Source organism: Acinetobacter sp. TGL-Y2, from assembly GCF_001612555.1.
Lineage (GTDB): Bacteria > Pseudomonadota > Gammaproteobacteria > Pseudomonadales > Moraxellaceae > Acinetobacter.
This window is the reverse complement of record NZ_CP015111.1, coordinates 56,184-78,478: the sequence shown is the minus strand read 5'-3', so window position 1 is coordinate 78,478 and position 22,295 is coordinate 56,184. Positions and strand designations below refer to the sequence as shown.

At 32.8% G+C, this 22,295-nt stretch carries 28 protein-coding genes; 21 read left to right on the top strand and 7 right to left on the bottom strand.

From position 1 onward, the window contains the following. Window positions 1-48: 48 nt before the first annotated feature. From AMD27_RS16655 to trbC, 7 genes are all read left to right on the top strand, one after another. The gene (locus tag AMD27_RS16655; protein ID WP_067663395.1) at window positions 49-771 is read left to right on the top strand and encodes a hypothetical protein; all 723 of its coding nucleotides are present in this window, start codon (window positions 49-51) and stop codon (window positions 769-771) included. A 228-nt stretch (window positions 772-999) separates the two neighbouring features. Next, window positions 1,000-1,998: a ParM/StbA family protein gene (locus tag AMD27_RS16650; protein ID WP_067663392.1), complete on the top strand. Its 999-nt coding sequence runs from the start codon at window positions 1,000-1,002 to the stop codon at window positions 1,996-1,998. A gap of 9 nt (window positions 1,999-2,007) precedes the next feature. Continuing rightward, complete coding sequence (locus AMD27_RS16645; protein WP_067663389.1) at window positions 2,008-2,511, top strand: hypothetical protein; 504 nt, start codon at window positions 2,008-2,010, stop codon at window positions 2,509-2,511. After that, entirely contained in the window at window positions 2,508-3,239 is a 732-nt protein-coding gene (locus AMD27_RS16640) for a DsbC family protein (protein ID WP_067663386.1), read from the top strand. The genes AMD27_RS16645 and AMD27_RS16640 overlap by 4 nt, the downstream gene beginning before the upstream one ends. Before the next feature lie 22 nt (window positions 3,240-3,261). After that, complete coding sequence (gene traW / locus AMD27_RS16635) at window positions 3,262-3,897, top strand: type-F conjugative transfer system protein TraW (protein WP_067663383.1); 636 nt, start codon at window positions 3,262-3,264, stop codon at window positions 3,895-3,897. Continuing rightward, entirely contained in the window at window positions 3,881-5,080 is a 1,200-nt protein-coding gene (locus tag AMD27_RS19250; RefSeq protein ID WP_067663380.1) for a TraU family protein, read from the top strand. Before traW ends, AMD27_RS19250 begins: the two co-directional genes overlap by 17 nt. A gap of 1 nt (window position 5,081) precedes the next feature. Further along, window positions 5,082-5,936 (top strand): type-F conjugative transfer system pilin assembly protein TrbC, encoded by an 855-nt coding sequence (gene trbC, locus AMD27_RS16625; RefSeq protein WP_171254880.1) that lies wholly within the window; start codon window positions 5,082-5,084, stop codon window positions 5,934-5,936. Between the two features lie 72 nt (window positions 5,937-6,008). On the opposite strand, the gene AMD27_RS16620 is transcribed toward trbC, so the two are convergent. Next, a complete protein-coding gene (locus tag AMD27_RS16620) occupies window positions 6,009-6,479 on the bottom strand; it encodes a hypothetical protein (RefSeq protein ID WP_067663373.1) in 471 nt (156 codons plus the stop codon). 62 nt (window positions 6,480-6,541) lie between these two features. Here AMD27_RS16620 and AMD27_RS16615 point away from each other — a divergent pair, with 62 nt between their 5' ends. Further along, complete coding sequence (locus tag AMD27_RS16615; RefSeq protein WP_067663370.1) at window positions 6,542-7,024, top strand: hypothetical protein; 483 nt, start codon at window positions 6,542-6,544, stop codon at window positions 7,022-7,024. A gap of 188 nt (window positions 7,025-7,212) precedes the next feature. Here AMD27_RS16615 and AMD27_RS16610 read toward each other — a convergent pair whose 3' ends face one another. Continuing rightward, a complete protein-coding gene (locus AMD27_RS16610; RefSeq protein WP_067663367.1) occupies window positions 7,213-7,575 on the bottom strand; it encodes a hypothetical protein in 363 nt (120 codons plus the stop codon). Window positions 7,576-7,701: 126 nt separating this feature from the next. Between AMD27_RS16610 and AMD27_RS16605 the strand changes: the two genes are divergently transcribed. Genes AMD27_RS16605 through AMD27_RS16595 form a run of 3 tightly spaced genes read left to right on the top strand, consistent with a single transcriptional unit; the run spans window position 7,702 to window position 10,040 of the window. Next, window positions 7,702-9,093: a tetratricopeptide repeat protein gene (locus tag AMD27_RS16605; RefSeq protein WP_067663365.1), complete on the top strand. Its 1,392-nt coding sequence runs from the start codon at window positions 7,702-7,704 to the stop codon at window positions 9,091-9,093. Then, the gene (locus AMD27_RS16600; RefSeq protein ID WP_067663362.1) at window positions 9,093-9,662 is read left to right on the top strand and encodes a hypothetical protein; all 570 of its coding nucleotides are present in this window, start codon (window positions 9,093-9,095) and stop codon (window positions 9,660-9,662) included. Before AMD27_RS16605 ends, AMD27_RS16600 begins: the two co-directional genes overlap by 1 nt. Window positions 9,663-9,683: 21 nt before the next feature. Further along, window positions 9,684-10,040: a hypothetical protein gene (locus AMD27_RS16595; protein ID WP_067663359.1), complete on the top strand. Its 357-nt coding sequence runs from the start codon at window positions 9,684-9,686 to the stop codon at window positions 10,038-10,040. A 97-nt stretch (window positions 10,041-10,137) separates the two neighbouring features. Here AMD27_RS16595 and AMD27_RS16590 read toward each other — a convergent pair whose 3' ends face one another. Then, window positions 10,138-11,076, bottom strand: a complete 939-nt coding sequence (locus tag AMD27_RS16590) for a hypothetical protein (protein ID WP_067663357.1) — start codon at window positions 11,074-11,076, stop codon at window positions 10,138-10,140. A 284-nt stretch (window positions 11,077-11,360) separates the two neighbouring features. Between AMD27_RS16590 and AMD27_RS16585 the strand changes: the two genes are divergently transcribed. Next, the gene (locus AMD27_RS16585) at window positions 11,361-11,813 is read left to right on the top strand and encodes a hypothetical protein (RefSeq protein WP_067663355.1); all 453 of its coding nucleotides are present in this window, start codon (window positions 11,361-11,363) and stop codon (window positions 11,811-11,813) included. Between the two features lie 16 nt (window positions 11,814-11,829). Here the strand turns inward: AMD27_RS16585 and AMD27_RS16580 are convergent, their stop codons facing one another. Then, window positions 11,830-13,569, bottom strand: coding sequence for a hypothetical protein (locus tag AMD27_RS16580; protein WP_150115837.1), 1,740 nt, complete (start codon window positions 13,567-13,569; stop codon window positions 11,830-11,832). Between the two features lie 555 nt (window positions 13,570-14,124). Between AMD27_RS16580 and AMD27_RS18660 the strand changes: the two genes are divergently transcribed. Together AMD27_RS18660 and AMD27_RS16570 are read left to right on the top strand one after the other, a co-directional pair. Then, the gene (locus tag AMD27_RS18660) at window positions 14,125-14,568 is read left to right on the top strand and encodes a hypothetical protein (RefSeq protein WP_150115836.1); all 444 of its coding nucleotides are present in this window, start codon (window positions 14,125-14,127) and stop codon (window positions 14,566-14,568) included. Between the two features lie 114 nt (window positions 14,569-14,682). Continuing rightward, window positions 14,683-15,849 (top strand): hypothetical protein, encoded by a 1,167-nt coding sequence (locus tag AMD27_RS16570; protein WP_067663346.1) that lies wholly within the window; start codon window positions 14,683-14,685, stop codon window positions 15,847-15,849. A gap of 22 nt (window positions 15,850-15,871) precedes the next feature. Here the strand turns inward: AMD27_RS16570 and AMD27_RS16565 are convergent, their stop codons facing one another. Next, a complete protein-coding gene (locus AMD27_RS16565; protein ID WP_067663343.1) occupies window positions 15,872-16,702 on the bottom strand; it encodes a hypothetical protein in 831 nt (276 codons plus the stop codon). A gap of 166 nt (window positions 16,703-16,868) precedes the next feature. Here AMD27_RS16565 and AMD27_RS16560 point away from each other — a divergent pair, with 166 nt between their 5' ends. The 7 genes from AMD27_RS16560 to AMD27_RS16530 all read left to right on the top strand — a co-directional run bounded on the left by AMD27_RS16560 (window position 16,869) and on the right by AMD27_RS16530 (window position 20,707). After that, the gene (locus tag AMD27_RS16560) at window positions 16,869-17,198 is read left to right on the top strand and encodes a hypothetical protein (RefSeq protein WP_150115835.1); all 330 of its coding nucleotides are present in this window, start codon (window positions 16,869-16,871) and stop codon (window positions 17,196-17,198) included. Then, window positions 17,195-17,476 (top strand): hypothetical protein, encoded by a 282-nt coding sequence (locus AMD27_RS16555; RefSeq protein WP_067663337.1) that lies wholly within the window; start codon window positions 17,195-17,197, stop codon window positions 17,474-17,476. The genes AMD27_RS16560 and AMD27_RS16555 overlap by 4 nt, the downstream gene beginning before the upstream one ends. A 166-nt stretch (window positions 17,477-17,642) precedes the next feature. After that, window positions 17,643-18,338 (top strand): thermonuclease family protein, encoded by a 696-nt coding sequence (locus AMD27_RS16550; RefSeq protein WP_081406029.1) that lies wholly within the window; start codon window positions 17,643-17,645, stop codon window positions 18,336-18,338. Further along, window positions 18,338-18,769, top strand: a complete 432-nt coding sequence (locus AMD27_RS16545; protein WP_067663331.1) for a hypothetical protein — start codon at window positions 18,338-18,340, stop codon at window positions 18,767-18,769. Before AMD27_RS16550 ends, AMD27_RS16545 begins: the two co-directional genes overlap by 1 nt. A 68-nt stretch (window positions 18,770-18,837) precedes the next feature. Further along, complete coding sequence (locus AMD27_RS16540; protein ID WP_067663328.1) at window positions 18,838-19,611, top strand: hypothetical protein; 774 nt, start codon at window positions 18,838-18,840, stop codon at window positions 19,609-19,611. Window positions 19,612-19,619: 8 nt separating this feature from the next. Continuing rightward, on the top strand, window positions 19,620-20,084 hold the full coding sequence (locus AMD27_RS16535) for a hypothetical protein (RefSeq protein WP_067663325.1): 465 nt from the start codon (window positions 19,620-19,622) through the stop codon (window positions 20,082-20,084). Window positions 20,085-20,101: 17 nt separating this feature from the next. Beyond that, complete coding sequence (locus tag AMD27_RS16530) at window positions 20,102-20,707, top strand: type I-F CRISPR-associated endoribonuclease Cas6/Csy4 (protein ID WP_067663322.1); 606 nt, start codon at window positions 20,102-20,104, stop codon at window positions 20,705-20,707. Here the strand turns inward: AMD27_RS16530 and AMD27_RS16525 are convergent. Together AMD27_RS16525 and AMD27_RS16520 are read right to left on the bottom strand one after the other, a co-directional pair. Next, a complete protein-coding gene (locus AMD27_RS16525) occupies window positions 20,704-21,873 on the bottom strand; it encodes a hypothetical protein (protein WP_067663318.1) in 1,170 nt (389 codons plus the stop codon). The genes AMD27_RS16530 and AMD27_RS16525 overlap by 4 nt on opposite strands. Window positions 21,874-21,877: 4 nt before the next feature. Beyond that, the gene (locus tag AMD27_RS16520; protein ID WP_067663315.1) at window positions 21,878-22,276 is read right to left on the bottom strand and encodes a protein-disulfide reductase DsbD N-terminal domain-containing protein; all 399 of its coding nucleotides are present in this window, start codon (window positions 22,274-22,276) and stop codon (window positions 21,878-21,880) included. Window positions 22,277-22,295 lie beyond the last annotated feature (19 nt).

The following is a 22,295-nucleotide window of genomic DNA, read 5'->3' as shown; positions in this document are numbered from 1 at the left end:
ATTTATTATTGTTGGCAATATTGATTTTAATAATTTTTGGAAATAAATATGAAACGTAATGGATTATTAGCATTATTGATTTCTGGCAGTATTTTAAGTGGTTGTCAGCAAATTGACTCAATTTCAAATTCAACAGCAAACACCCTCAATAAAGGGAAATATGCTTTTGGTGACTGGATTGAAAAGTCTAGTTTTAATGAATTTCAACAAATGACTAACACAAACATTCGGGATAAGTTTCTTTTTTATGTAAACGATGATAGAGATCGGAAAGTTGTTTACTTGGCAAAACCATTGGTTGCTTCTGGATTTAACATAGAGAAAAGAACTACTGGAACAATTCACTTGGTGAAATTGGTTAATCATGAGGGTACATTTGCGGAAGCTAATAGAAGGATAAATAATGGTATTTATAATTCTGAAAAAGACCTTCCTGCAAAGTATTTTGTTGATCAAGCAAGAGCACAGGGTCATGAGGTTAGAGTTTATAAGTCATTTTTAAGCAGCCAAGTTAACGGTGGTTTAGTGCAAGTGATAAAGGATTTTGACGGCGCTAACAATCGCTATGATGTTGACCCTGTTTATGTTGAGTTTAATAAAGAAAATCGTCCTGTAGCGATTATGACTCGATCTTGGCAGACCCTAGCAGGAATTGGTGTTGATAGCAGAATTTATACAAACATTTATTTCGCACAAGATGGTTTGAGATGGTTTGAGAATCGATTCACTAACAGCACTTTAGACAATGCTCTTTTACGCGTATATCGCTGATAGTTAAGGTTGTTTTTATATCTGGCATCTAATAGATGCCTTTTTTTTGCTTAAAATATTTAAAGTTAATGGAACGTTTTATCTAAAATAATGTAATGATTGATAAACGTTAGGATTATAAACGTGGAATTTAAAATATTATTATATTATTATGGTTCAATTGAATTATTCTTTAATGTTTTATTTAAATGATAATAAAACATTTGGTATTGTTTTGGAGTTTTAAAATTGGTTAAAACAGCGAATCCTCTTGATGTTGTCGTAGGTCTGGATGTCGGGCGTAGTGGTGTAAAGCTTGCCTTTAGATTTAATAATGAAGTGAAAACACAATTTATTCCATCTGTGGTTATGCCGGCTAAAAAAATCACTTATGACACGAATGTAAAACAGACTGCTGAAAACACTGTTGAACTTGAAGGTAAGAGCTACTTTGTTGGAGAAACTGCAATTGAACAGGGTGCTCAACAAACTGTTGGTCTTTCTAATGATTGGCTAAAAGGTTTTGAGCATAAAGCACTATTAATTAGATCAAAAAGGCTTTTGAATAGTTATGGAATTGTTCCTCGTTTAATTGTTGTTGGACTACCTGTTAGTACGTTCGAATCAAATGCTGAAACTCTTTTTGATCAAGTGGATGAAATATTTGAGTGTTCTGTTCAACCGGTTCCGCAGCCATGGGGTGTATATCAGGACTTCTTACTCAACGATGATGGGCGATTAAAAAATTCGAGTGTTTCAGCTTCGCGGGAGAAATTTGCTGTTATTGATATAGGTCATTACACAACAGATATCTTATTGATGAGTAACCAAAATTGGATACAAGAATCTTCTGGTAGCACAGTTGGGATGTCTAAAGCTGTAGCAGAATTACAAAATAAGCTTGGTGCTTCTGGAATAAGTGCAACAACGATTGAATGCCAATCCATTATTAAAACTAGAAAAATTAAGGAATTTGGTAAGTACCGCGATGTTGGTGAAATAGTTGATGACTCTATACCAGCTACAGTAGAAGTAGTAGTTCAGCAAACACGTAACTTATTGGAATCACAAGCTCGAACTATTGATCATATCCTTGTTGCAGGTGGTGGTTCGGACTGTGTTTTTAAACATTTAAACGCTATGTGGCCTCAAACAACTTTAGTGGATGACCCACGATATTCAGTAGTTAAGGGAATGCGGAAATTTGGTATTTCTACAGCTTTAAGTCAACCATCTTTATTAGATTGAAGATAGCAAATGGCTAGTGATGGCAAAAAGGAATTTAAGTTAACAATTCATGATGATCGTGACCCTGAGCTTTATAAATGGGCTGCATCATTAAGATATGGCACGTTTCCTAAACTTGTGATTGAAATGCTTCGCTGGTATGAGGTTAAGGGTCTATTGGTCAAAGGTGGAGTTGCATCCCCTGATTTGGTTATAAACCCTATTGATGTTTCTAAGATTCAAGATTCGAATAATGAGAATCAGATTCTTGAAAAACTGGAAGCAATTGAATCCATGCTTAGAAATGGTCTTATTGTTAATAAGAAACAAGATGAATTAAGTGATTCTCAAGAGCCTCAAACACCTACCCAAACTATTAATGAAGTAAAAAGCGAAGTTCCTGATGTAGAGACGGTAGTAAATCATGCAAGTGATTTATCTAATAACGAATCTGAATCTAATGAAATGAACGCTGTTCAAGCAAATCCAGCATTTAGAGTCTTCAAGCGAGAGCGTAATAAGGAAAATATATGAAAATCTTCAAAAAACTAAGTATCGTAGCACTCCTAGCATCATCAGTTGTTACTTTTGCTGATGTGCCTACTTTGCAAAAAAACTTAGCTAAAGAATATCCAGCGACAAAAGTAACCTCTGTCAAGGAATCGCCAATTAAAGATATTTATGAAGTGGTTCTTGGGAAAAACTTAGCATATACAGATGTATCTGGTAAATTCTTTCTATTCGGTGACATTATTCGAATGTCAGATCAAACAAATCTAAGTTCTTCAAAAAGAGATGAATTGAAGAAAATTGATTTTTCAACATTACCTTTTAAAGATGCGATTAAATACGTTAAAGGCAACGGTACTCGTAAACTTGCAATTTTTTCAGACCCACAATGCCCATATTGCAAAAGACTGGAAATGGAAGTTGCGAAACTAGACAACGTAACAGTTTATATTTTCACTAATCCTTTAGTTGGTATACATCCAGAAGCAAAGAATATTTCTAAAAAGATTTGGTGTTCTAAAGATAAATCAAAAGCATGGCGCGAATATTTGATTTCAGGGATTGAACCAAACTCTGATGGTCTATGTGAAAATCCTGTAGATCGTAATGTGAAATTATCAACGCAGTTAGGTTTTGATGGAACACCCATGACACTTTTAGAAGATGGAACTGTTGTAGCTGGTGCGGTTTCACTAGGCGAGTTGGACTATAAATTGGACAAGGTTCTTGCAGACAAGAAAAATAAAAAATGAACTAATTCGTAGGTGATTTTAGATGTTTAAGTCAAAAATTAAATCTTTGGTCATATCTATTGGTTTGATATTTTTATCAGCCAATAGTGGTTCCTTAATGGCAAAAGATTTTGGAGTTTATGGCCAGACCTACCCAGTTGTTGAAGTTAGTTTCATTGATGCTATTCAGGCAAAAATGAAACAAATGGTAGACAATGGTGAGTGGGAAGCTCATAAAAAAAAATATGTTAAAGAAACAGTAGATGGTCTTAGGCGTCCTAAAGGACATGTTCTTCCACATGCTGTTTCAACAAAATCGAGACTAATTGACCCGTCAATTATTTTAGAAATGGATATTCAGTTACCAGATGGTAGTTTTGTTGCTCGAAAAGGTGATTACATTAATCCACTTAAGCAAGACAGCATGGATTTTCCTTTGATATTTATTGATGGGGATGATGAAAAGCAAGTTGCTTGGGCATTGAACAAAAGAAAAGAAAAGCCACGTTCATACATAATTTTAGTAAATGGTAGTTGGTATGAACTAAGTGTTAAGCATAAAGCAAAATTTTGGTTTGATCAGACTGGCGAATTTATAAATCGTTTCGAAATTAAAGCGACTCCAAGTTTTGTGGAGCAAGAAGGTTTGAGGATGAGAATTGATGAAATCGGCCTATAGATATATTAAAGATACAACTAATTCTTTTTTCAAGCTTATATTGGCCATCTTGTTTGGCGCCATTTTAATGGTATCAACTATAACTTATGCAGAAGATAGTGGCAGTGATACGCCTGTCAAAGATCAGGTTTGTACAGGTGAATTTATTAACCCTATTGATGGGATGTGCTGGTCCTGTGTAATGCCTATTGGTATTTCAAGTATTTTTTATAAAGGAAAGCAGGATGGAACTAAAGACCTAACTGGCTGGGAACAATATCTATGCACTTGTGATTTATATATTGGTGTTCCAATTAGTTTCTATGAACCAGCAAGGATGATTGATGTTACTGCTAAGCCTTATTGTATGGTTGGACTTGGTGGGGTATCGATTGCTGATACTGGTAGTTTCGATGGTGACACCATGGGCTTTGCTGGCGATGAATTCGAGACTAAACGATATGAATTCTACCAAGCTCATTATTATATAAACCCTGTCATGTACATTATTGGTCAGGCTCTTGATAATTCAAAATGTTTCGAGCAACAGGGATTTGATATTGGGTATATTACGGAAGTTGACCCGTCATGGCAAAATCATAAATTAGCAAACTATTTGTCTCCAGATGGCGCTTTGTATGGGAATTTGCCAGCAGTACTCGCTTGTGTGGGTGATTGTGCTGCATCTACAGCTCATTTTGGCGTTGCTATGCTTCATTGGTGTGCTGGTTGTAATGGATTGATGTATCCATTAACAGGGCATGTTGATGATTCATCATCAACAATGGAGACATCAGGCGTAATCCAAGCACGATTAATGAGTAAGCTGCATCGCACGGGCATAGCGCTTAGTTACTATGGTAATGATGGATTGTGTGGTGGATACAGACAAATTCTAATGAATAAGCGTCAGTATAAATCAAGCATGGTATTCCCAGTTAGCCAGACAAAATCAACAGTTAAAGCAATGAATGAAGCTATTGCAGGCTCAGCAGGTGCGACAGATGGAGGGGAGGCAATTACCGATGGTGCTGGTATTGCGAGTGTAGACTTGAAGAAACAAAAGCAATGTTGTCAACCATTTGGGCGTACAGCTGCTTTATGGGGTATTGGTAGATATTATCCAGTGAAAGGTGAGGATATGTCTTTCCAGATATATAGAAAGCGCGATTGTTGCCAGAAAGTCTATGGATATGGTGATTAATATGAAAAATATACTTCTGAGTGCTTTAATTATAAGTGCTGGTTGGGTTTCAACAACATCTGCTGCCGTGAATAAAGAAACTGCTTATATCGATATTGCAAAAGTCCAAAAGGAAAATCCATTTCCTGAAAATATTGATGTAAGTAGGGTCCAGAAAGAAGCACAAGCAATCATTGCTAAAACGAATGCAGTAGAAGCATCAGAGCTACCTTCTGAAATTCAAAAGGGTAAGGCTATAGGTAAAATTGAGCTACCACCTCAAAAAGTTCCTGATTACTTGGATGACAAGCGATTGGAAAAGCAAAGAGGGATGATTGATTTAGAAAAAATTGCTCAAAAGTACAATGAAACACTTGTGAATTCTAAGAATAAAAAGAATTCAGATGGTTCAACTGGAGATAATGATTTTGAAGCTGGCAGAGCTTATCTGTTTATTTCAAGCTCAATTCCGAAAGAAACTTTGCAAAATTTACTCAATGAAGCCGGACGTTTAAATATCTCAGTTTTCCTTAAGGGGAATATTGGAGATGACCCATTGAAATTCATGGGGACACAAAAATTTATGGACACAATGACCATAAAAACACCACCTCAGTTATATATTCATCCTGATGCTTTTAAGATGTTTAAAATTGAGCGTGTTCCGGCATTGGTTGTTGCTGCATCGGATGTAAAGGAACGTTTGGATGAACAAGGATGTGCTGATCTAAGAGATTTTGACATTATTTCTGGTGATCTAAATCTTAAAGAAAATATTAGTCAAATTTTCGAAAAGGCATCAAGTCCTGACATTAAAGATATTGCGCGGTTTTACATGAAAAATATCAATGCTACAGATGCTTTTCAAAATAAGTGATTTCGTGTTAGTTGTTAAAAAAAGCAAGCATTTAAAGCTTGCTTTTTTTTGTAATAGAAAAATTAGAGCGATTTAGTTGCAAACAATATTGAATATGTTTTTTAATATGATGTCGTCTTCACTAAACTGGCCAGAATCCTCAGTACCTATTTTTGGTATAGATTTGCGTTTTTGACCAGTTATTTTATTAATCTCCAAGTATTCAATTGGTTTTAATTCTTTAGTTTTACAATCCATTTGAGAAGTAATAATTACTTGAGAATTGTCCATGCTTTCAAATTCGGAAGATTTGTCACCGATTTCTGGATTTTCATAAGTGATAGATTCATCTAAACTTAAGCCATCACTAATAAGATTAAATAAAACTATTTTATTACTAATTTTTTTTATAGAAAGCTTATCTATAAGTATTTGGTATTCTTCATAACCATCTTCAATTCCTTGACTTACAAGAACAATATTTTTATTAGGTTCCTTGGCATACGGTAGGGTTGAGAATGAAACAAATAAACAGCTTGCAAGTATTTTCAATAAGGTATTCATGCTAATTTCTAAATATCTATTTGTGGTATATTATTATAATTGATTTAACGTCTTAAGTAACCATGACTCTGACCTTTGATGATGCTTTTGAGATTGAAATTGTAAGCTGCTTTTATAGGGTGGGCAGGAAGTCTTATGTTTCGGAAAAATATGGGATTACGATTGCATATCTGAATTCGCTTATAAGAAAACCTGAATACAGTGAAGTAAATATTAAGAAAAAAACTAGGTCACTCAAGAAAATTTCAAGGTACAGAGAGATAATTCAGTATTTTGAAATCTCAAATGATAGGTTAGCCACAGCCAAAAAATTTGGTTTGAAGCTAGATGAATTTGACCATACCTTGTCTAAAATGCGAAAAAGTATTTTTTATAATTCTGAGAATTATAATGATGTTATAAGCTATTTAAATGGATTTCGGCAGATGGTAGTAGATAATTATACCAAGGAGCCTACTAGGAAAAACAATGAGCTACTAATGAAGCTGGAAATTGCTTTAGGTAAATCAGTAAAAGATATAAAGTTTGAATATGAAATTGATTAATGTTTTATATAAGGAAGCTTGACAGTACAAAGGGTCTAGCTATAATAAAATAAGAGTATAAGTTGATGGTTTTGAAAAATGTATATTTTTTGGGGCTACGTCTTTTATCTCTGTTGTTGATAGGTTTTGTAAATTCAAAATCAATGCTCGTTTAAATTTATTTAAGCGAGCTTTTTAATTCCTACACCTTAATCAGTATCCCCAGAAAAATCTTCTTCGCTAATAATATTGAATCGAACAATGAATGGAACAATACTTTTAATTGCTTGACCATCTTTTAAATAGGGTGAAAACTCTGCATTTTTCATTGAGGTTCTAATTTCATTTTTCACATAATCCTTTGTATCTTTTGGAAATTTTATATCCTCAACTTTACCGTCTTTGTTTATCAATAATTGAATAGGTAACGTATTAGGGAAGTTAAACATACTTTTTGATGGTGAAATATTTATTGCAGGCGCATAAATGGTAGTTACTAAAGTGTCTGCCGAGTGACTATTAACTGACAAAATAAGTATTGATGAAAGAAATAAATTTTTATTTATTTTCATTGTATTCTCATAAAAATAGATAATAAAACTGTATAAATTATAGTTAATATTAATAAATAAACAATAAATAATTGATATATTATATGTATAATATTAATAATAATGTTTATCTGTTTTGGATGTTAAATGAAAATTAAAATATCTCTATTGGCATGTATGGTTTCAATTGCACTAAGCAGTGGTTGTGTCAGCAATCAAATAGGAGCCAAGCATGAAACCAACTTAGATAAAGCAACAATTTTGTACAAAGAAGGCGCTACTCTTGAGGAGGGTGGGGCAGATAATTTCTTGGAAGTAGAAAGTAAATATGTTGAAGCGGCAAAGCTTGGTTCAATTGATGCATTGAATGCTCTTGGTGTTCTGTACATGAAGACTGAAAATTATAGTAAAGCCCAAAAATATTTTGGAGAAGCAGTAAAAAAGGGGGATGAGATTGCAAGTTTTAATTTAGCTAATATGGAGCTTACTAATGCGTATTCGGAACCGAATATAAATAAAGCGATTGAATTATATTCTTATTCTGCTGATAAGAAATATGCTCCAGCACTTGTTGCGCTAGGGGATATTTATGCAACAGGTAAAGGTGTTAGTGTTAATTTTGATAAAGCTGAAACGTATTATTTAAAAGGTGCTGACCTTGATAGTGATGATGCATTAAACCGTCTAGCATTATTATACTTAATGCAAGATGGATTTGATGGTGATGATAAAACTGAAAATGCTAAAAAAACTGTAAAACTGATTGAAAAGGCCGCAGATCGGGGCAATGCCCAAGCTATTTACACATTGAGTATGATGTATGAAAACGGTTTTTTTTATGAACAAGATCATATTCGCTCAATGGGTCTTTTGGAAAAATCTGCAGAATTGGGATACCCAGAAGCACTATTTTCAATGGGGTATCTTTATTTAATAGGAACCAATATAAATAAAGATACCAAAAAAGGAATTGAGCTTATGACTCAAGCTGCAAACCATGGGTATAGCAACGCTTCAAACAATCTAGGAATGTTGGCTTTAAAAGGAGAGGTATTACCTAAAGATTATAGTGTTGCGAGAGTATGGTTTGAGAAAGGTGTATCAGAAGGAAATATACTTTCAGCATACAATTTAGCGATGATGAATGAAGGTGGTTTAGGTGGGGAAGTTAATTTTGAGGTAGCAAGAAAATTGTACGCAATATCTGCTGATCAAGGGTATACAGCTAGTATGCTCAAAATGGCAGATTTCTACGGGAATGGCAAAGGTGTTAAGGAGGATAAAGAAAATGCTAGAAATTGGCTAAACAAAGCTATTGAAACTGACGAACCTATTGCATTGATGGCTCAAGCAAATGCATATTTTTATGGAATGTATGGTTATGCAGTTGATAAACAAAGGGCGGGTGAGTGGTTAAATAAAGCTAAAAACACAGGTAGTAAAGAGGCTTTAGAGCTAGAGAAAAAATGGAATGCAGTTAACCGGTATGAAATTACCAAGAAAAAAATGGAATTTAAAAAGAATGTAGTGAATCATTAATGAAGAAAAAATTACATATAAGCCAATACGAGTTACCAAGAAATATATTGCATAATTTAAAAGGTTATGCATTCGATATTAGCAATACATTAATTAGCGTAGGGTTAAGGCAGCAAGATACTGCTCAAATCATGGATGCTGAATTTGTCAGCAATATGGGGGTATTATGTACTGGTTTGTGTCATTTATTTGTTTGTGATAATGAAAATGATATCAACTGGATTTTTAGTCAACATGGATTACTGTATGTTCAAAGTCATGATGATTTTAGAATTCGGGGTAGAGATGGAGTCTTATTTAATCTTAACTACATGGAGTTTTCATTTGTAATAGTGATGGTTGCTTCTCAAGAAAATATGCTTTGGGCTATAAAGGAAGGTTATAAGAATCCTTTTAGAATTTCATATTTTTATTTTAATTTTTTAGAGGCGTGTTTAAATAATTTTCCAGAATCTTATATAGATGTAGGTAAGATTTTAAATGCAATTAAGTCACTCCAAAACCCTTTATTTTTAGAATATTCTGATCATTTAGATGATCTTCTTAATATTCCTGTAACAGACAATTGATTTTTTATAGTGGAGTTATATATGTACATTCCATTAATAGACTTTAATGACGCTGGTAGCGATGTAGGTAAGCGTAGAGCGAAGGTAAGTAGTGCAAATAAGGCGATATTTGCAAAATTAGTACTTGATATCTCAGGTGAAAATCCCTTTATGAAGGCTGGCCAAGTAAAAGCTAAAGCTATTGAAATATTCCTTAGCGCTGCTTCTATTGATATTAATTGCGTTGAAACTATGGTTAATGATGAGTATGGATATGGGGTCTATGAGAAGATTAATAATAAGAGAATAGCTTTTATTCCTAAAAATAAAAGAATTATTAATTTTTTATATGATTCATATATTAATGGAGTCTTTAGTGATGTTGAAAATAATATATAGATTGGAACTTACTATATTCAATAGTAAGTAGCTCCAATCTTAATATTTCATGACTTTAATATTAACCCAATAAAAACATCTTTTTATTAATATATTTCTAGAATAGTTTTGATGCTTGGAAGGGGAACTTCCAGTCAACTATTTGAGTTACAGTCGAATTAGCACCTAGTGGAATATTAAATAATGGGGATACAAATGCTTGTGGTTTGCTTAAGGTCATAACTTGTATTTGATAGTTACCAGAAGGCATATTAAATAAATACAGTGTTTCTTTAGGGGGTATATAAAAATATCGCAATACAATTGGTGTCGATTCTTGCGAAAACTTGACGATCACTTTGCCAAAAATTGCAGAATCTTTTGTATTTTGGACTAGGAATGTAGATTGTCCATCACCAGTTATAGGCATTGAAGGTAGGACTGTTGCATTCAATGGAAAAACAGTTCCGTCAGGTGCATATAACAGACTGTCTGAATTAAGATAATTAGCGTCAGGATAAAGAATATTGTCTTTAATATGATTGATGTTATTACTAATCAATAGAGGTTGGGTTGGTTGTGGCTCAGGGGCCGTTTCCTGTTTTGTATTTGTAGTGGGCGTAGGCTCTGTTTGATTAATCTTGCTATAGAGTATAGAGCCACCGATAAGAGCAGCAACAATAAAGACAAAAGTGGGAAGAAACCCTTTTTTACTTTTTCTATCTAGGGTAATAGTTTTTTCAGTATTAAATTCGCGTTCTATTGAATCGTCTATATCGTCTTTTTCTTGAGCAATTTGGTTGGAGTCAATCTCAGTGCGATAACCGTGATTATTAGAGCTGTTTACTTTTAATTGGCTGTCTATAGCTGTTTTTTTGAATTCATCTGTTAGCGTCTCATGAGCATCCCGAACATCTTCTAGAAATTTCATTTGCTTTTTATTCAACTTAGTCAGCTGTTCGTATTGTTCAAGTATCTCAAGAAATTTTGCATCAACAATATCTGTATTCGAAAACTCAGGGATTCCCAATGTTTCATAGGGATTCATACGATTCATAATAACCAATCTTTAAATAAATTATCTATTGATTAATTTTAGATTATTAAATGACTTTATTAAACATTTATTTTTTAATAAAAAAGGCCTATCATTTTGTGATAGACCCTCATTGTTCCACCTTAAAAAAGGGGGTGTAGTTAGGAACTTACACCAATCGGAACTTTTTGCAATTTACGAAAAATCGCATAAAGCAATCATAAAGGAAATCACAAGCAAAAACAATTTTGTTTTGTTGAGATATTATAATATATTAACGTTAATCAATCATTTTATTTTAAAATATGAAAAACGTTCTTGAATTGTTTATTAAACATAAAATAATTACGGCATTTTTATCAATTGGAATTGGTGCTTCGCTTGGAGTTTGTCTTGAAGTTGCAAGCTTAACGAATATACGTGGTTTGTTGGGCTGGTCATTCTTTTTTGGTGTATTTATAGTGCTTTGGCTACACGCAAAATCCTTTTTTAGTACTGATAATTTGGGGATTTTTTACTCCCGAATGTATGGTTTTGGTTTTGGTTTAATTTACGCAAGTGCTGTATTTTATTTGTTCACATTCTATGCGGGGCAGCAAAATCATTTTTTTAATAAAATCGGATTATCTACAATATTATCTATATGCATTTATAATTTTTTCTCCAACAATTATTCTGGCATTGAAAAGCAACATTTGATTGCTAAACACATGATTGAAAAAGAACAGAAGAAAATTGATAAAAATTTAGAAAAGTAAAACCTCACTTGAAGTTCTACTTAAACTTGTTTCTTGATTTTTTTTTATTTTCACCGTTGAGTTCATTGAGCTGTGATTGTTCTGCTAAAAGTATTTTAAGCATTTCTTCACTATCAATGGCCTCAACATCATTAGATTGATTTTCTACTAATTGATCATATTCATTAGTTTCAACCGCTTCGATGTTATCTATATCTGCAGAAGATACAGACATGCTAAGCAACAGTTCATTATCCTGCACAAACTCAGCATTTGTATTGTTTGGTTCTTCATGATGTAGTCCATCAGAAGATGGTATAGCTGAATTTAATAGTAATTCATCATCTTGAGTTGTATCAGTTTCCACAATATTGGTTCCAATTTCCTCATCAATAATTGCATTTGTAACAGGTGAAGGGCTGCCAAAGAGTAGTTCATCATCTGCTGTATCTGTTGTACCAAATTCACCTTCAATGAAGTCACTGAATACGCTGTTATCAGAACCAGCATCTGAAACAGTTGAAGAAAAATCAAAAGTTACAGGTTCTTCAATTTCTATCACGGTACTTTCAATATCTTCAATTACTGGACTTTCCTCTATATCAGCATTAGTCGGAGTGAAAGAACTATTTAAGTGATCATCTGCTTTGTCTGCAGGCGTAGAATCGTTTTGATCTACTGCAGTAGTAGTACTGTTATTTACGTTGGTTTCAATTTCTTCAATTATCGAACTTTCATTTACATCTGTATGAGTTGGAGTAATAGGGCAATTTAAGTGATCATCAGTTTCATCTGAAAGCGTTGAATCCTTTTGATCTGCTGCAGTAGTGGCGGTATTGGTATTTACTTTGGTTTCAATTTCTTCAATTATCGAACTTTCATTTACATCTGTATGAGTTGGAGTAATAGGGCAATTTAAGTGATCATCAGTTTCATTTGTAAGCGTTGAATCCTTTTGATCATTCACTGTAGAGATTGCGTTGTTATCTGTATTAGTTGTGGGTAAAAATGCAGTTGTAATAACATTCCCAATAGAGTTTTCTTTTTGGTATTTAATGTTCGGAATTAGTTTTGACTTTATTAAAATTAGTAAATTTTGAATTGAATCTATAATTTTAATTAAAAATTGAGTTATAAAACTGCTGGGAATATTGTTTGCTGGTTCTATCGCATACACAAGTTGATTAATCTTATTAGAATCAATAAGGTTGAATTTGATTCCATAGCTAACTATAAGATTTTCAGTTGATTTTTTTGATTCAGAATTTGAAAAAAGAATTCGATTTTCTATTTGAGTAGTGCTGTCACGAAATTTATTTGAAACCTCATTAATGGTGCGTTCGTTAAGTTCTTTTCCATTAGCTATGGTTCTGATTTCATAAAAAAGTCCGTCTCTTTGAGCAACAAGATATGTATCGTTAATAGTGTCATTAGCATCTTTTACATCAAATTTGTGAATTGAATTGAATTGATATTTTTGAAGTAAATTTATAATAAATTTTTCTAATTCTTTTTGGTTGTAATTCTTTAACTTACTTAAATGATGTCTTAACTTTTTTCGAGAACTTTTATCTCTTTTTGAGCCGAAAAAAAACGATGCGATTAAGATTAGTATTGCAAAAAGGTCTACAAAGTAAGCAACTTCAATTACGGAGTATGAATTTAATAACTTAAGCAACATTACTGAAAATACAAGAATTGAAAAATATTCCCAAAAAGAGAAAAAAGTATATCGGTCTTCTGGTTTTTTCAAAAAAAGGTAAAAAGATACAGTCATGAGTAAAACACATAAGTAGTTAAAAATCATAAACTTAATGGTAATCATGGTTTGTACTCATTTAGGTTAATTGCAATTCAAATAAAAACAATAACTTAATCAATAATCGATTGATTTAATGTTTTTATTTATATGTTGAGAATAATATTATAATATAAAGTTAATCAATCAATATGATTATATTTAAAAATGTCTATATTCAATAGTTTCACTAAGGTTTTGTTATCAAGAGATCAGTTTAGTAATTTGAAGGTCGCTATAGTGTTCTTTGTTTTATGCGGCTGTATTTTATTGTATCTGTCAGAAAATTCTTTCTTTCAAATTGGATTAAACTCAGTTTTTCATGATGTTAGTAGTTTCACGAATGGGTTCTTTTTCAACTATTTTTTAAATTTTTCGTCTGTTTTTAGCAATATAACAACGGTTTGTGGGTTTATTTTTTTCATTTTTATTCTTGTAATAATGATTAATCATTATGCCAATACTTTTAGCAAAAAGTATCTTTTTGGAATCATTGTTTCTATCTTTGGGTTTTATTTCATATTGGTGTCGGTAGTGCCTGTAGTTGAGCGATATGAACAAGAATACTTGTCGGGTAATCAGATTTCAGAGTTGGTGTATCAGCGTGACTATTTAGGTGCTTATGGAGCTATTTCGAGCGCTGCAGTGACACAAGAAGCAAAAAATTATATGACTGCTCAAGTGAGTCTTGAGCAATATAGACTAAATCCAAGTGCTGAAAATCGTGAAATGCTCATTTCCGATGCTAATGCAGTAAACCTCGACCTGAGCCATAGTAAAAATGGCATTCCAAGTTTAGATGTAAATGTTTTAAATGACATATATAAGGGGACAGGGTACGCTGAACAGCTAAGTGCTTTTAAGAAAATTAATAATCGTTTGAAATATGAGGTTTATTTTTTTGCATTCTGTTTTTTTGTTTCATTCATTGTTGGTGTTTACAATCTAATAAGGTATAGAAAAGAGATTGGATTGTAATTGAATAGGGCGTTTTAATCGCCCTTTTTTATATCTAAAAATTTAGTAGAAGTTATTATTACATTTATTGCGGTATATGGTTATAATATAGATATCAGCAATGGAGATGAATTAATGACAAGTAAATTTCAAGTCACAGAATGGGTCACAACAACATTAGAAAATTTTGGCTGCTCAACTGCTAAAATAAGAATTCGCCCAAATGAGTTATTGGCGATACCAGTGCAAGGCCAAGAAAAGAAAGTAAGTGAGTTTTGGACAGGTCTTTATCATTTAATGGATTTTGAAGGGGAAATTTGTCTGTATGTGTGTGATGCTTTGCGCAGTACAGGTAAGTTCTATAAATCAGAGTTTTCAGCGGAATTATTAGAAACATTCGCTATTCATAATGTTGATGAAGTGTCGGTAGAAGAAATAATTATTAAATCAAAAAAAGAAGCTTTAAGTGATGAAAAGTTCATTAATGAACAGCTGCGTGTCCAAGCATTCATTGAAAAAGGTAAAATCAAAAAATTATCTACTGTTAGTCAACTTGGTGTTTCTGTAGATCAGCAAAAGGAAGTGAATAATAAGCAGATAGAAACAGCCTCACTTAAAATTGAAAAATTCAACGATCTAGAGGATTTATATGAGTCCTTGCCAATAGCGACTAGGGATTCATGTGTCGGTTTGCAGAAGTATTTTTCACCAGAAATTCGGGGATTTAAAGAGTTAAGAACTGTCGATAGACCGGTCAGTGTAAACAACCTAGAGGGGCTTAAATTTGAATTAGAGAAAGGTCAATACATAGCATCTTACAAAGACAGTAACTATAGTAATTTACCAACTTTTGCACTTATCACTCAAAATCAATTGGGTGGTTTTAATGAACAAAGTATTTCAAATAAAAATGCTGTAAATTTCAAAGTTTTTAATGAACTATCAAAAGATAGTGAAAAGTGGATATTCATTGCAGCAGACTTTTTTTCAGCTTTAGAAATTAATAAATCGACTGGATTCAAGGCTATAGCTGTTACGAATTTGAATGGGATAGAAGTTATACTTGATGAGATTATTCGGGGAAATCCAGACACCAATATAGTTATTTGCCGAAATGAAAACATTACCCACCGAATGAAATATAGAGAATTAATAATGCAAGACCTTAAGTACTCAGTTTTTCATGCCTTTCTAGAACAGGAAAATAGTAACTGGGGAGGATACTCATTAACAGTACAGCAAGACATTTTTAAACAATCTCTGAGAGAGGCGATTAAAAAGGCTAGAGCTGTACACAGTTAAGTTAAAGACAATATTTTTTTATTTAATTGGCATATATCTTCGAAAGCGGGATAGAAATAATGTTAGTTTTTTTGTCTTTATTATTAAAATTGAAGACACGATCATAAGCAAATTTATTATCTTGATATATTGGAAATGGTTTATTTGAAAATGCTTTTTTATTAGACAAATCAACCCATTCTAATTCGTAATATCCAGAATTTAATCCTTGTATTAAGAATTCAGAGCCAGCTTGCACATACATTGCTCTAGATATACGTTTCTGAGAGGTTCTTAAGTCTTTATCAAGTGGAGCAACATAGTAAAGCAACACAAGAAGATTTGTTTTGCCATGGTGGTTGTTAATTGTGATATTTAAGGACCCACTATTATCTAGCACAGGATAACCGTAAAGGTATTCTGAACTAGCCGGAAGATCAAAACCCTTCGGGCTAACTCTAATTAGGTTTGGAGACTGAACCAATCCGTTGATTTGAGCTACATCAAGGTTGCGCCGATTGTTAGCTTGGAGCTGACTTGGTTTATTATTTGGTATTTGATTTTTAGTTAACTCTCTAGCTGAGATATCATCAAATGGATTTAGAATCTCATCTTTATAGAGTACGCTTTGATTGAAGTATTGATTGTCAATCGGTGGAAGGGTGCTTAAGGTGTTTAGGTCTGTATACGATTGAGTGCTATTCGTTGTTTCTTGTTTATTTGGCAACAAGGGTGTACTAACGGTTTTTTTATCTTGATTAGATGAGATTGCGGAGTTCATTTTTAATTTCAAGGTGGCAAGAAAATAAAAAGTCGCTCCTAATATACAAATTAAAAGCAGAATAACAATATTTCCTTTTTGACTATTAATCATAATGCTCAGATTTTTTAATGATTCATAAACATTTTATTTTTTTACATTAATTAAGGCAATATATAAAAAGTTATTTTCTAAAATCCAAGTAAGAACAAAAAATTACTTGATATAATTGCGGTATATGTTTATATTTAATGAATCATGTCAAGCTGTGAATAAAAAGATGCGTAAGAGAAGCATTAATGGAAGTTATGAAAACTGGAGTAATTTCTTAACAAAAGGCCACACTGCTGAGTTAACTCAGCGCTGGCAGACTTTTGATGAATTGCAAAAAGTTTTGAACAGCTCCAATAGATCAATGTGGCGTGAATTCGCTGGTGATGTGTTTGTTGAGCTAATGAAGCTAACAACACCTGAAGAATTGTCGGGATTATTGGTAAAAAAAGGATATCTGGATTTAAAGGGATATCTCAAAGTATCTGAATCTTTGGGTCTTAGTAATGAGGAGAGCCTTGCGAAGTATCAAGCATTATCTATGGAGTCAAAGAAATGAGTTTAAATCTAGATGGCGTGTTGACAGGAACGGAAGAAAAGAAAGTTAATGGCTCAAGACATTTAGCTGATCGGAGACCAATTGGGCTTAATTTTTCAGATGCAAAAAAACCTTATGCCACAGCATTACGTTTCTGGAAGTCTTATAAGCTTGCAACACCTTTAGTTTGGTTTATTTTGGACTCACTTGGAAACGAAAAGAGTGGTGCAGGAGAAACCGTGAAAAATATGAGTGGTGAGGAATATGCTAAGGTACTGCTTGAACGTTTACGCTCTTAGTTGATAGTTACTTGAGATATAATCTCAGGTGTAAATTAATAAAAAAGGCAACTTCGGTTGCTTTTTTTATTACGAAACATTAATAATATATAAAATAAATATTCAAGAAACAATTATTATAAACTATAATAAATTGAATAATTATGATTTTTTTGATGGCTAAATCATGGAAATAAAGTCTGCGTTGTTTTTAACAATGTTGTTCACATCTGGAATTTCACATGCAAATTTTACAGGAACAGTTGTGGATGTATTGGATGGTGGCCGTGTCGTTGTAAATACGGGTGAGGAAAATAAAGTAGTGAAGTTAAAAGCATTAACCACACCATTTCCTAACCAAAATATGTATTTACAGAGCAGAACAGTGCTTGATAGAATTTTTTTAAATAGAAATGTAACTGTTGTAACTGAAAATAAGATGGATGATCGCTGCATTCGTGGTGAATTGATGAGTAATGGCATAAATTTGAATGAAGCTTTACTTTTGACAGGTTATGCTTGGATTTTTGATTCAGCTGAATCAACAGAAAATTACAATCAAATTGAAAGTATTAATAAAAGTTCTGGTGTAGGTTTATGGAACCCAAATTTTCATTTTATTTTTAATGATATATCACTTCCTCCATCTACCATGCTTAATATCTGTTTAACCAATGGTTTTTCTGATACCCCAGAAGAAGACCAATATGCATTCTTTGCCGAAAAAAACAAATTTAATTACGCATTAGCATTAAAGGGAATATTGATCGGCTCTGTGATTGGTATTTTATGTTGGTTTGGTTTGATGCGTTTTGATCGATCTGGATTCGATTTCTTTAGATTTTTTAGAAAAAAGAAAAATAAGAAAGAGGGTGGTATTTGATGGAAACTATTGAATTAAATGGAAGTGTTAAGTCTGATAAAATGGGCAAATTCTTTTTAATAAGCTTAATTGTTATATTTTTTGAATCTGTAGCTTACTATTTTCTTATGAAAACACCTGTTTCTGAATTTTCTCAAAATATTTTAAAGACTTATATTTTTACGGTCTTAGCAGCTACTCCTTTTTATTCATATTTATTCTTATTTAGGATGGTAAAGAAAAAAGATCGTATCCGGTCTATTAAGCAGATAATGGCTTTTTTTGTTTTTTCTTTAGCATTTGTTAATTTCGCATTTTTTGTAGACTCTATTCTGATAGCTACAAGTCGTGACATAGAAAAAATACCAGCAAATATATTTTGTTTTTTAGTGATTATAGTGTTTATTATAATTCAAAATATTTTTATAAAATCAATAGATAACAATAATTAACATTAATAAATGTTATTGCGTATTTGTGGTATATGGTTTATATTCACTATCTTAATTGAGGGTTTATAATGCTGAAAATTATTGCTGATGCAAAGGAATACATATTTTCATTTAATGGTAAGTTAAGTGCTTCAAGTGTGAAGGATATTCTAAAACTTACTGTTAATGGTGTTGAATATCCTCTAACTAAAGACGATCTGATTTTTAAAAGCACTGATATAGTTTCTGAATTTCCAACTATTTTTTTAGGGAACTTTAGTTTGGTGGATGGTACTTTTTTTTCAGTTGAAGATTCAGTAGAAATCCAGCATTTATATTCCGACTGGGAAAGTAAGACGCTAAGTAGAAACACGGTTAGTTATAAAGTGCCTCAAGATCGTTTTGATCAAGGTGCTGGGATTCCTGCTTACAATCCACTATTTCTTGCAATGGTGAATAAAGTATGTCGTGATAAAGGCTTTGATTTAAATAGTTTTGGTTCATTTACAACGAAGCGTGAAAACTTATTTATTCAGCAGTACACGGCGTTTCACCCCTCAATTCAGGGTTTTGTTGCTAAAAAATATCTAGATAACAATAAGGGATTTAGGGCGCAGATTACATGCAAGATGTTTGAGCAGCTAGTTGCAAATGCCTGTTCTCATATTGAAGGTTATAGAGATAATTTAAGACATCAAAAATTTGCAGAAATTAATGGAATTAAGCCAGATTTCGAAGAAATTAAATTCTTAATTGAATATGATCATGTGCTTGATGCTGATATTTCTGATGAATCAATTAACTTTCAAGATGGTTCAAGCGATGGCGGGATGCTTGAACTTTTTAATTTGCCGGTCTACTGAGGTTTGATTTGAAAAATATTGATAATTTATGTGTGTTTATAATTAATACACTTAATCGTGATGAACAATTGTACCTAGCGGCACAAATTCATCTTAACGCATATTCAATTAAAGATATTACGCTACCTTTAGTGAATTTAGAGGAACCTCCAGCGCCTGCAGTAGTTGAACAAAACTCCGCAAATAATGAACCGGTAAATTCGATTGAAGCAATTAGCACACAAGTAGCAGTTAATGAGCATGTAGGTGAGTTTCAAAGTTTAAACAACACCCCAATTCAATATAATTTTATTAAAAGGAATGTGCTGCAGCATAAGCCAAAAAGCATTCAAAAATTAATGAATTGTATTGGAAACATAGGTAAAACCTATGGGGGAATCAAACAATCTGATATTGAAATTACAGTAGCTCAACTTAAATCAGATGGAATATTCCAAATAATTGAAGGTGATGATTTAATGTGGATTAAGTAATTTGATTAGGCCTTCTTATGAATCTTTATAGCTATTTCTTTGATATTACACCCGTCATTAAGGACATTGACTATAAATTTAAAAAAAAGGGGGCCGTGATAGAAGTTTATAGAAGATATATATCAATGTACTTATATAGGCTACACGGAATTTATAAAAACACAAAAATTAATCCCCCAGCCGTATCGATTATCGAAAATGAGATCGATCTAGGGGAAGTGTTTAGAGTTCAAAATAAAGTTAGATTGTTTGCGAAAAATCGAAAACATTTATCTTTATTGTTAACAGAAATGGGGCGCCAAAAGGTTTTTAAGCAAAACTGTGATTTGACTGAGATTCAGGAAGTACCAGCTAATATTAGTGCTTATGAGATAATAAAGAGGGTTCGAATTCCTTCCGTTATTAATGGTGATGAGGTTGCCTTTGCTTTAGCACAAGAGATAAAAAATAATCCTGATAATAATTATCTAAATTTTATGGTAAGTTCAAGTTTTAATTCAAATAAAAAGTTTATTCGATATTATTATACTAAAATTCCGGTGAGCCGAGATAACTTCACCGGAAAGCTAGATGGATATGGATTCTCTAGAAAGAAAAATACAGTTTGTGTGCCATCCTTTTAGAAAAAAGAATCTTCTTGGGGGAAGCCGGTAGTTATTTTTACTTTACTCAAATGTTTTTGAATATGAACACTTTCTAAACGGTGAAAAACCATTGCTTGTTTTGCCATGGCCATCATGATGCTTTGATTCTTTTTAAGGTATTTATCTATGGTGGTTGTATGGCGTTCAAACAGTTTTGTTTCTAAGCGTTTATTTGTATCGAAATTAGCAGGGGTGGTAGGTTGGTTGGTATACAGGTGATTAAAGTCTGATAGATAAGTATGGGCCATATCTTGCCATTTTTTGATATCACTTTCAGAACCTTCGCTATGGGATTTATATGCGATTAACTCAGCTCTTGTGCCTGCAAGCATTAACATTAATTCCCACTCTTTGTAGCCCTTGGTATTTTTGGCGTTGACTTTAGCAACCACCATTCCCCTAGTGTCTGGCTCCCGATTTAAGGCTTGTTCATATAAGTAAATATCAAGGCTTTCAGGACAACGTTTAAAGTAAGAGTACATCATTGCATGGCCGGCTTCATGTACTGCTATTTTCATTTTAGTTGCGTGACTCATAAATTGAACTTTCTGTTGGTTATGAGTCATTTTTTGATAACTTTCGAATCCTCGTAGCGCAAATACATTTAACATCGTTAGACCTGTTACAGCAAAATATGTAATCGAAATTAAAATGCCATTAACAGTAGATTTGGGTTCGAAAAGAGGTGCGGTTTGATAATCAATTTTTAGTATGTATACGATTAAGGCCATAATAAGAAATGTTTGGAGTGTCGCTATCATTGCGATAGTTCTAACAAATGCAATACCAGTGAACAGGGGAATAAATGTCAAAGACAAAAGTACGATTGGTATGGTTGGAATAATTGCCCATGCGAGGTCCCATGAAACCATTTTATCTACAACAGCGCCACCGCACACAGCCAGTATGATAATTACGACAGAACTTACATTTATGTTAAAGGCATAAAGTGGAGAATACCAATCAGAAAAGATTCCTGTTTTACCAAGTTTTGCACTCATATAGAATCCAAATCCAGACCAAGCAGCTAAGAATCCTAAAAGACCTAAAGAAGATCGGATTTCTACTCCAATAATAAAATAGAAAAAATAGAGCACTCCAAAGTAAGCTATTGCGAGCCAGAGCAACCATCCAATGAATTTCATATATTTACTCCACTTTTAAAATTTTGCGCTGCGGTGGGTAGCAAAGACCTTGTGCGCTACATCCTTGGTAGATAATTTGAATTGTGGTTTTACTTGGAACACTCACTATAAAATCAGCTTTTGATAAAAAAAGTTTTTGGGGTGTATCTATATTTGGAAACTTCTTAAGGATTGGGTTGTTTGTAAATTTAATGTTTAATTGTTTATTTGTTCTTGAATCTATCACTGAGATTTTATCTTTATAGAGATAAGTACCACTGGCAATTTTTATAGACACCTTATTACCTGATATTGTTGGAATAAATGCTAGGTCAGGGGAGATGAATTGTTGTTCAGCATGTATAGGGAAAGAGAAAACTATCGTTGTTGATAGTAAAAAACTCAAAAGGGATTTTTTTACCATACTCAAAACATTCACCAAT

Coding starts and splice junctions, on each gene's coding strand:
- AMD27_RS19250 (WP_067663380.1), top strand. CDS start 3,881: ATGAAATCGGCCTATAGATATATTAAAGATACAACTAATTCTTTTTTC.
- AMD27_RS16530 (WP_067663322.1), top strand. CDS start 20,102: ATGAATCTTTATAGCTATTTCTTTGATATTACACCCGTCATTAAGGAC.
- AMD27_RS16520 (WP_067663315.1), bottom strand. CDS start 22,276: ATGGTAAAAAAATCCCTTTTGAGTTTTTTACTATCAACAACGATAGTT.
- AMD27_RS16620 (WP_067663373.1), bottom strand. CDS start 6,479: ATGAATACCTTATTGAAAATACTTGCAAGCTGTTTATTTGTTTCATTC.
- AMD27_RS16610 (WP_067663367.1), bottom strand. CDS start 7,575: ATGAAAATAAATAAAAATTTATTTCTTTCATCAATACTTATTTTGTCA.
- AMD27_RS16615 (WP_067663370.1), top strand. CDS start 6,542: ATGACTCTGACCTTTGATGATGCTTTTGAGATTGAAATTGTAAGCTGC.
- traW (WP_067663383.1), top strand. CDS start 3,262: ATGTTTAAGTCAAAAATTAAATCTTTGGTCATATCTATTGGTTTGATA.
- AMD27_RS16655 (WP_067663395.1), top strand. CDS start 49: ATGAAACGTAATGGATTATTAGCATTATTGATTTCTGGCAGTATTTTA.
- AMD27_RS16550 (WP_081406029.1), top strand. CDS start 17,643: ATGGAAATAAAGTCTGCGTTGTTTTTAACAATGTTGTTCACATCTGGA.
- AMD27_RS16525 (WP_067663318.1), bottom strand. CDS start 21,873: ATGAAATTCATTGGATGGTTGCTCTGGCTCGCAATAGCTTACTTTGGA.
- AMD27_RS16570 (WP_067663346.1), top strand. CDS start 14,683: ATGACAAGTAAATTTCAAGTCACAGAATGGGTCACAACAACATTAGAA.
- AMD27_RS16555 (WP_067663337.1), top strand. CDS start 17,195: ATGAGTTTAAATCTAGATGGCGTGTTGACAGGAACGGAAGAAAAGAAA.
- AMD27_RS16585 (WP_067663355.1), top strand. CDS start 11,361: ATGAAAAACGTTCTTGAATTGTTTATTAAACATAAAATAATTACGGCA.
- trbC (WP_171254880.1), top strand. CDS start 5,082: ATGAAAAATATACTTCTGAGTGCTTTAATTATAAGTGCTGGTTGGGTT.
- AMD27_RS16540 (WP_067663328.1), top strand. CDS start 18,838: ATGCTGAAAATTATTGCTGATGCAAAGGAATACATATTTTCATTTAAT.
- AMD27_RS16600 (WP_067663362.1), top strand. CDS start 9,093: ATGAAGAAAAAATTACATATAAGCCAATACGAGTTACCAAGAAATATA.
- AMD27_RS16595 (WP_067663359.1), top strand. CDS start 9,684: ATGTACATTCCATTAATAGACTTTAATGACGCTGGTAGCGATGTAGGT.
- AMD27_RS16545 (WP_067663331.1), top strand. CDS start 18,338: ATGGAAACTATTGAATTAAATGGAAGTGTTAAGTCTGATAAAATGGGC.
- AMD27_RS16645 (WP_067663389.1), top strand. CDS start 2,008: ATGGCTAGTGATGGCAAAAAGGAATTTAAGTTAACAATTCATGATGAT.
- AMD27_RS16580 (WP_150115837.1), bottom strand. CDS start 13,569: ATGACTGTATCTTTTTACCTTTTTTTGAAAAAACCAGAAGACCGATAT.
- AMD27_RS16560 (WP_150115835.1), top strand. CDS start 16,869: ATGCGTAAGAGAAGCATTAATGGAAGTTATGAAAACTGGAGTAATTTC.
- AMD27_RS16590 (WP_067663357.1), bottom strand. CDS start 11,076: ATGAATCGTATGAATCCCTATGAAACATTGGGAATCCCTGAGTTTTCG.
- AMD27_RS16640 (WP_067663386.1), top strand. CDS start 2,508: ATGAAAATCTTCAAAAAACTAAGTATCGTAGCACTCCTAGCATCATCA.
- AMD27_RS16565 (WP_067663343.1), bottom strand. CDS start 16,702: ATGATTAATAGTCAAAAAGGAAATATTGTTATTCTGCTTTTAATTTGT.
- AMD27_RS16605 (WP_067663365.1), top strand. CDS start 7,702: ATGAAAATTAAAATATCTCTATTGGCATGTATGGTTTCAATTGCACTA.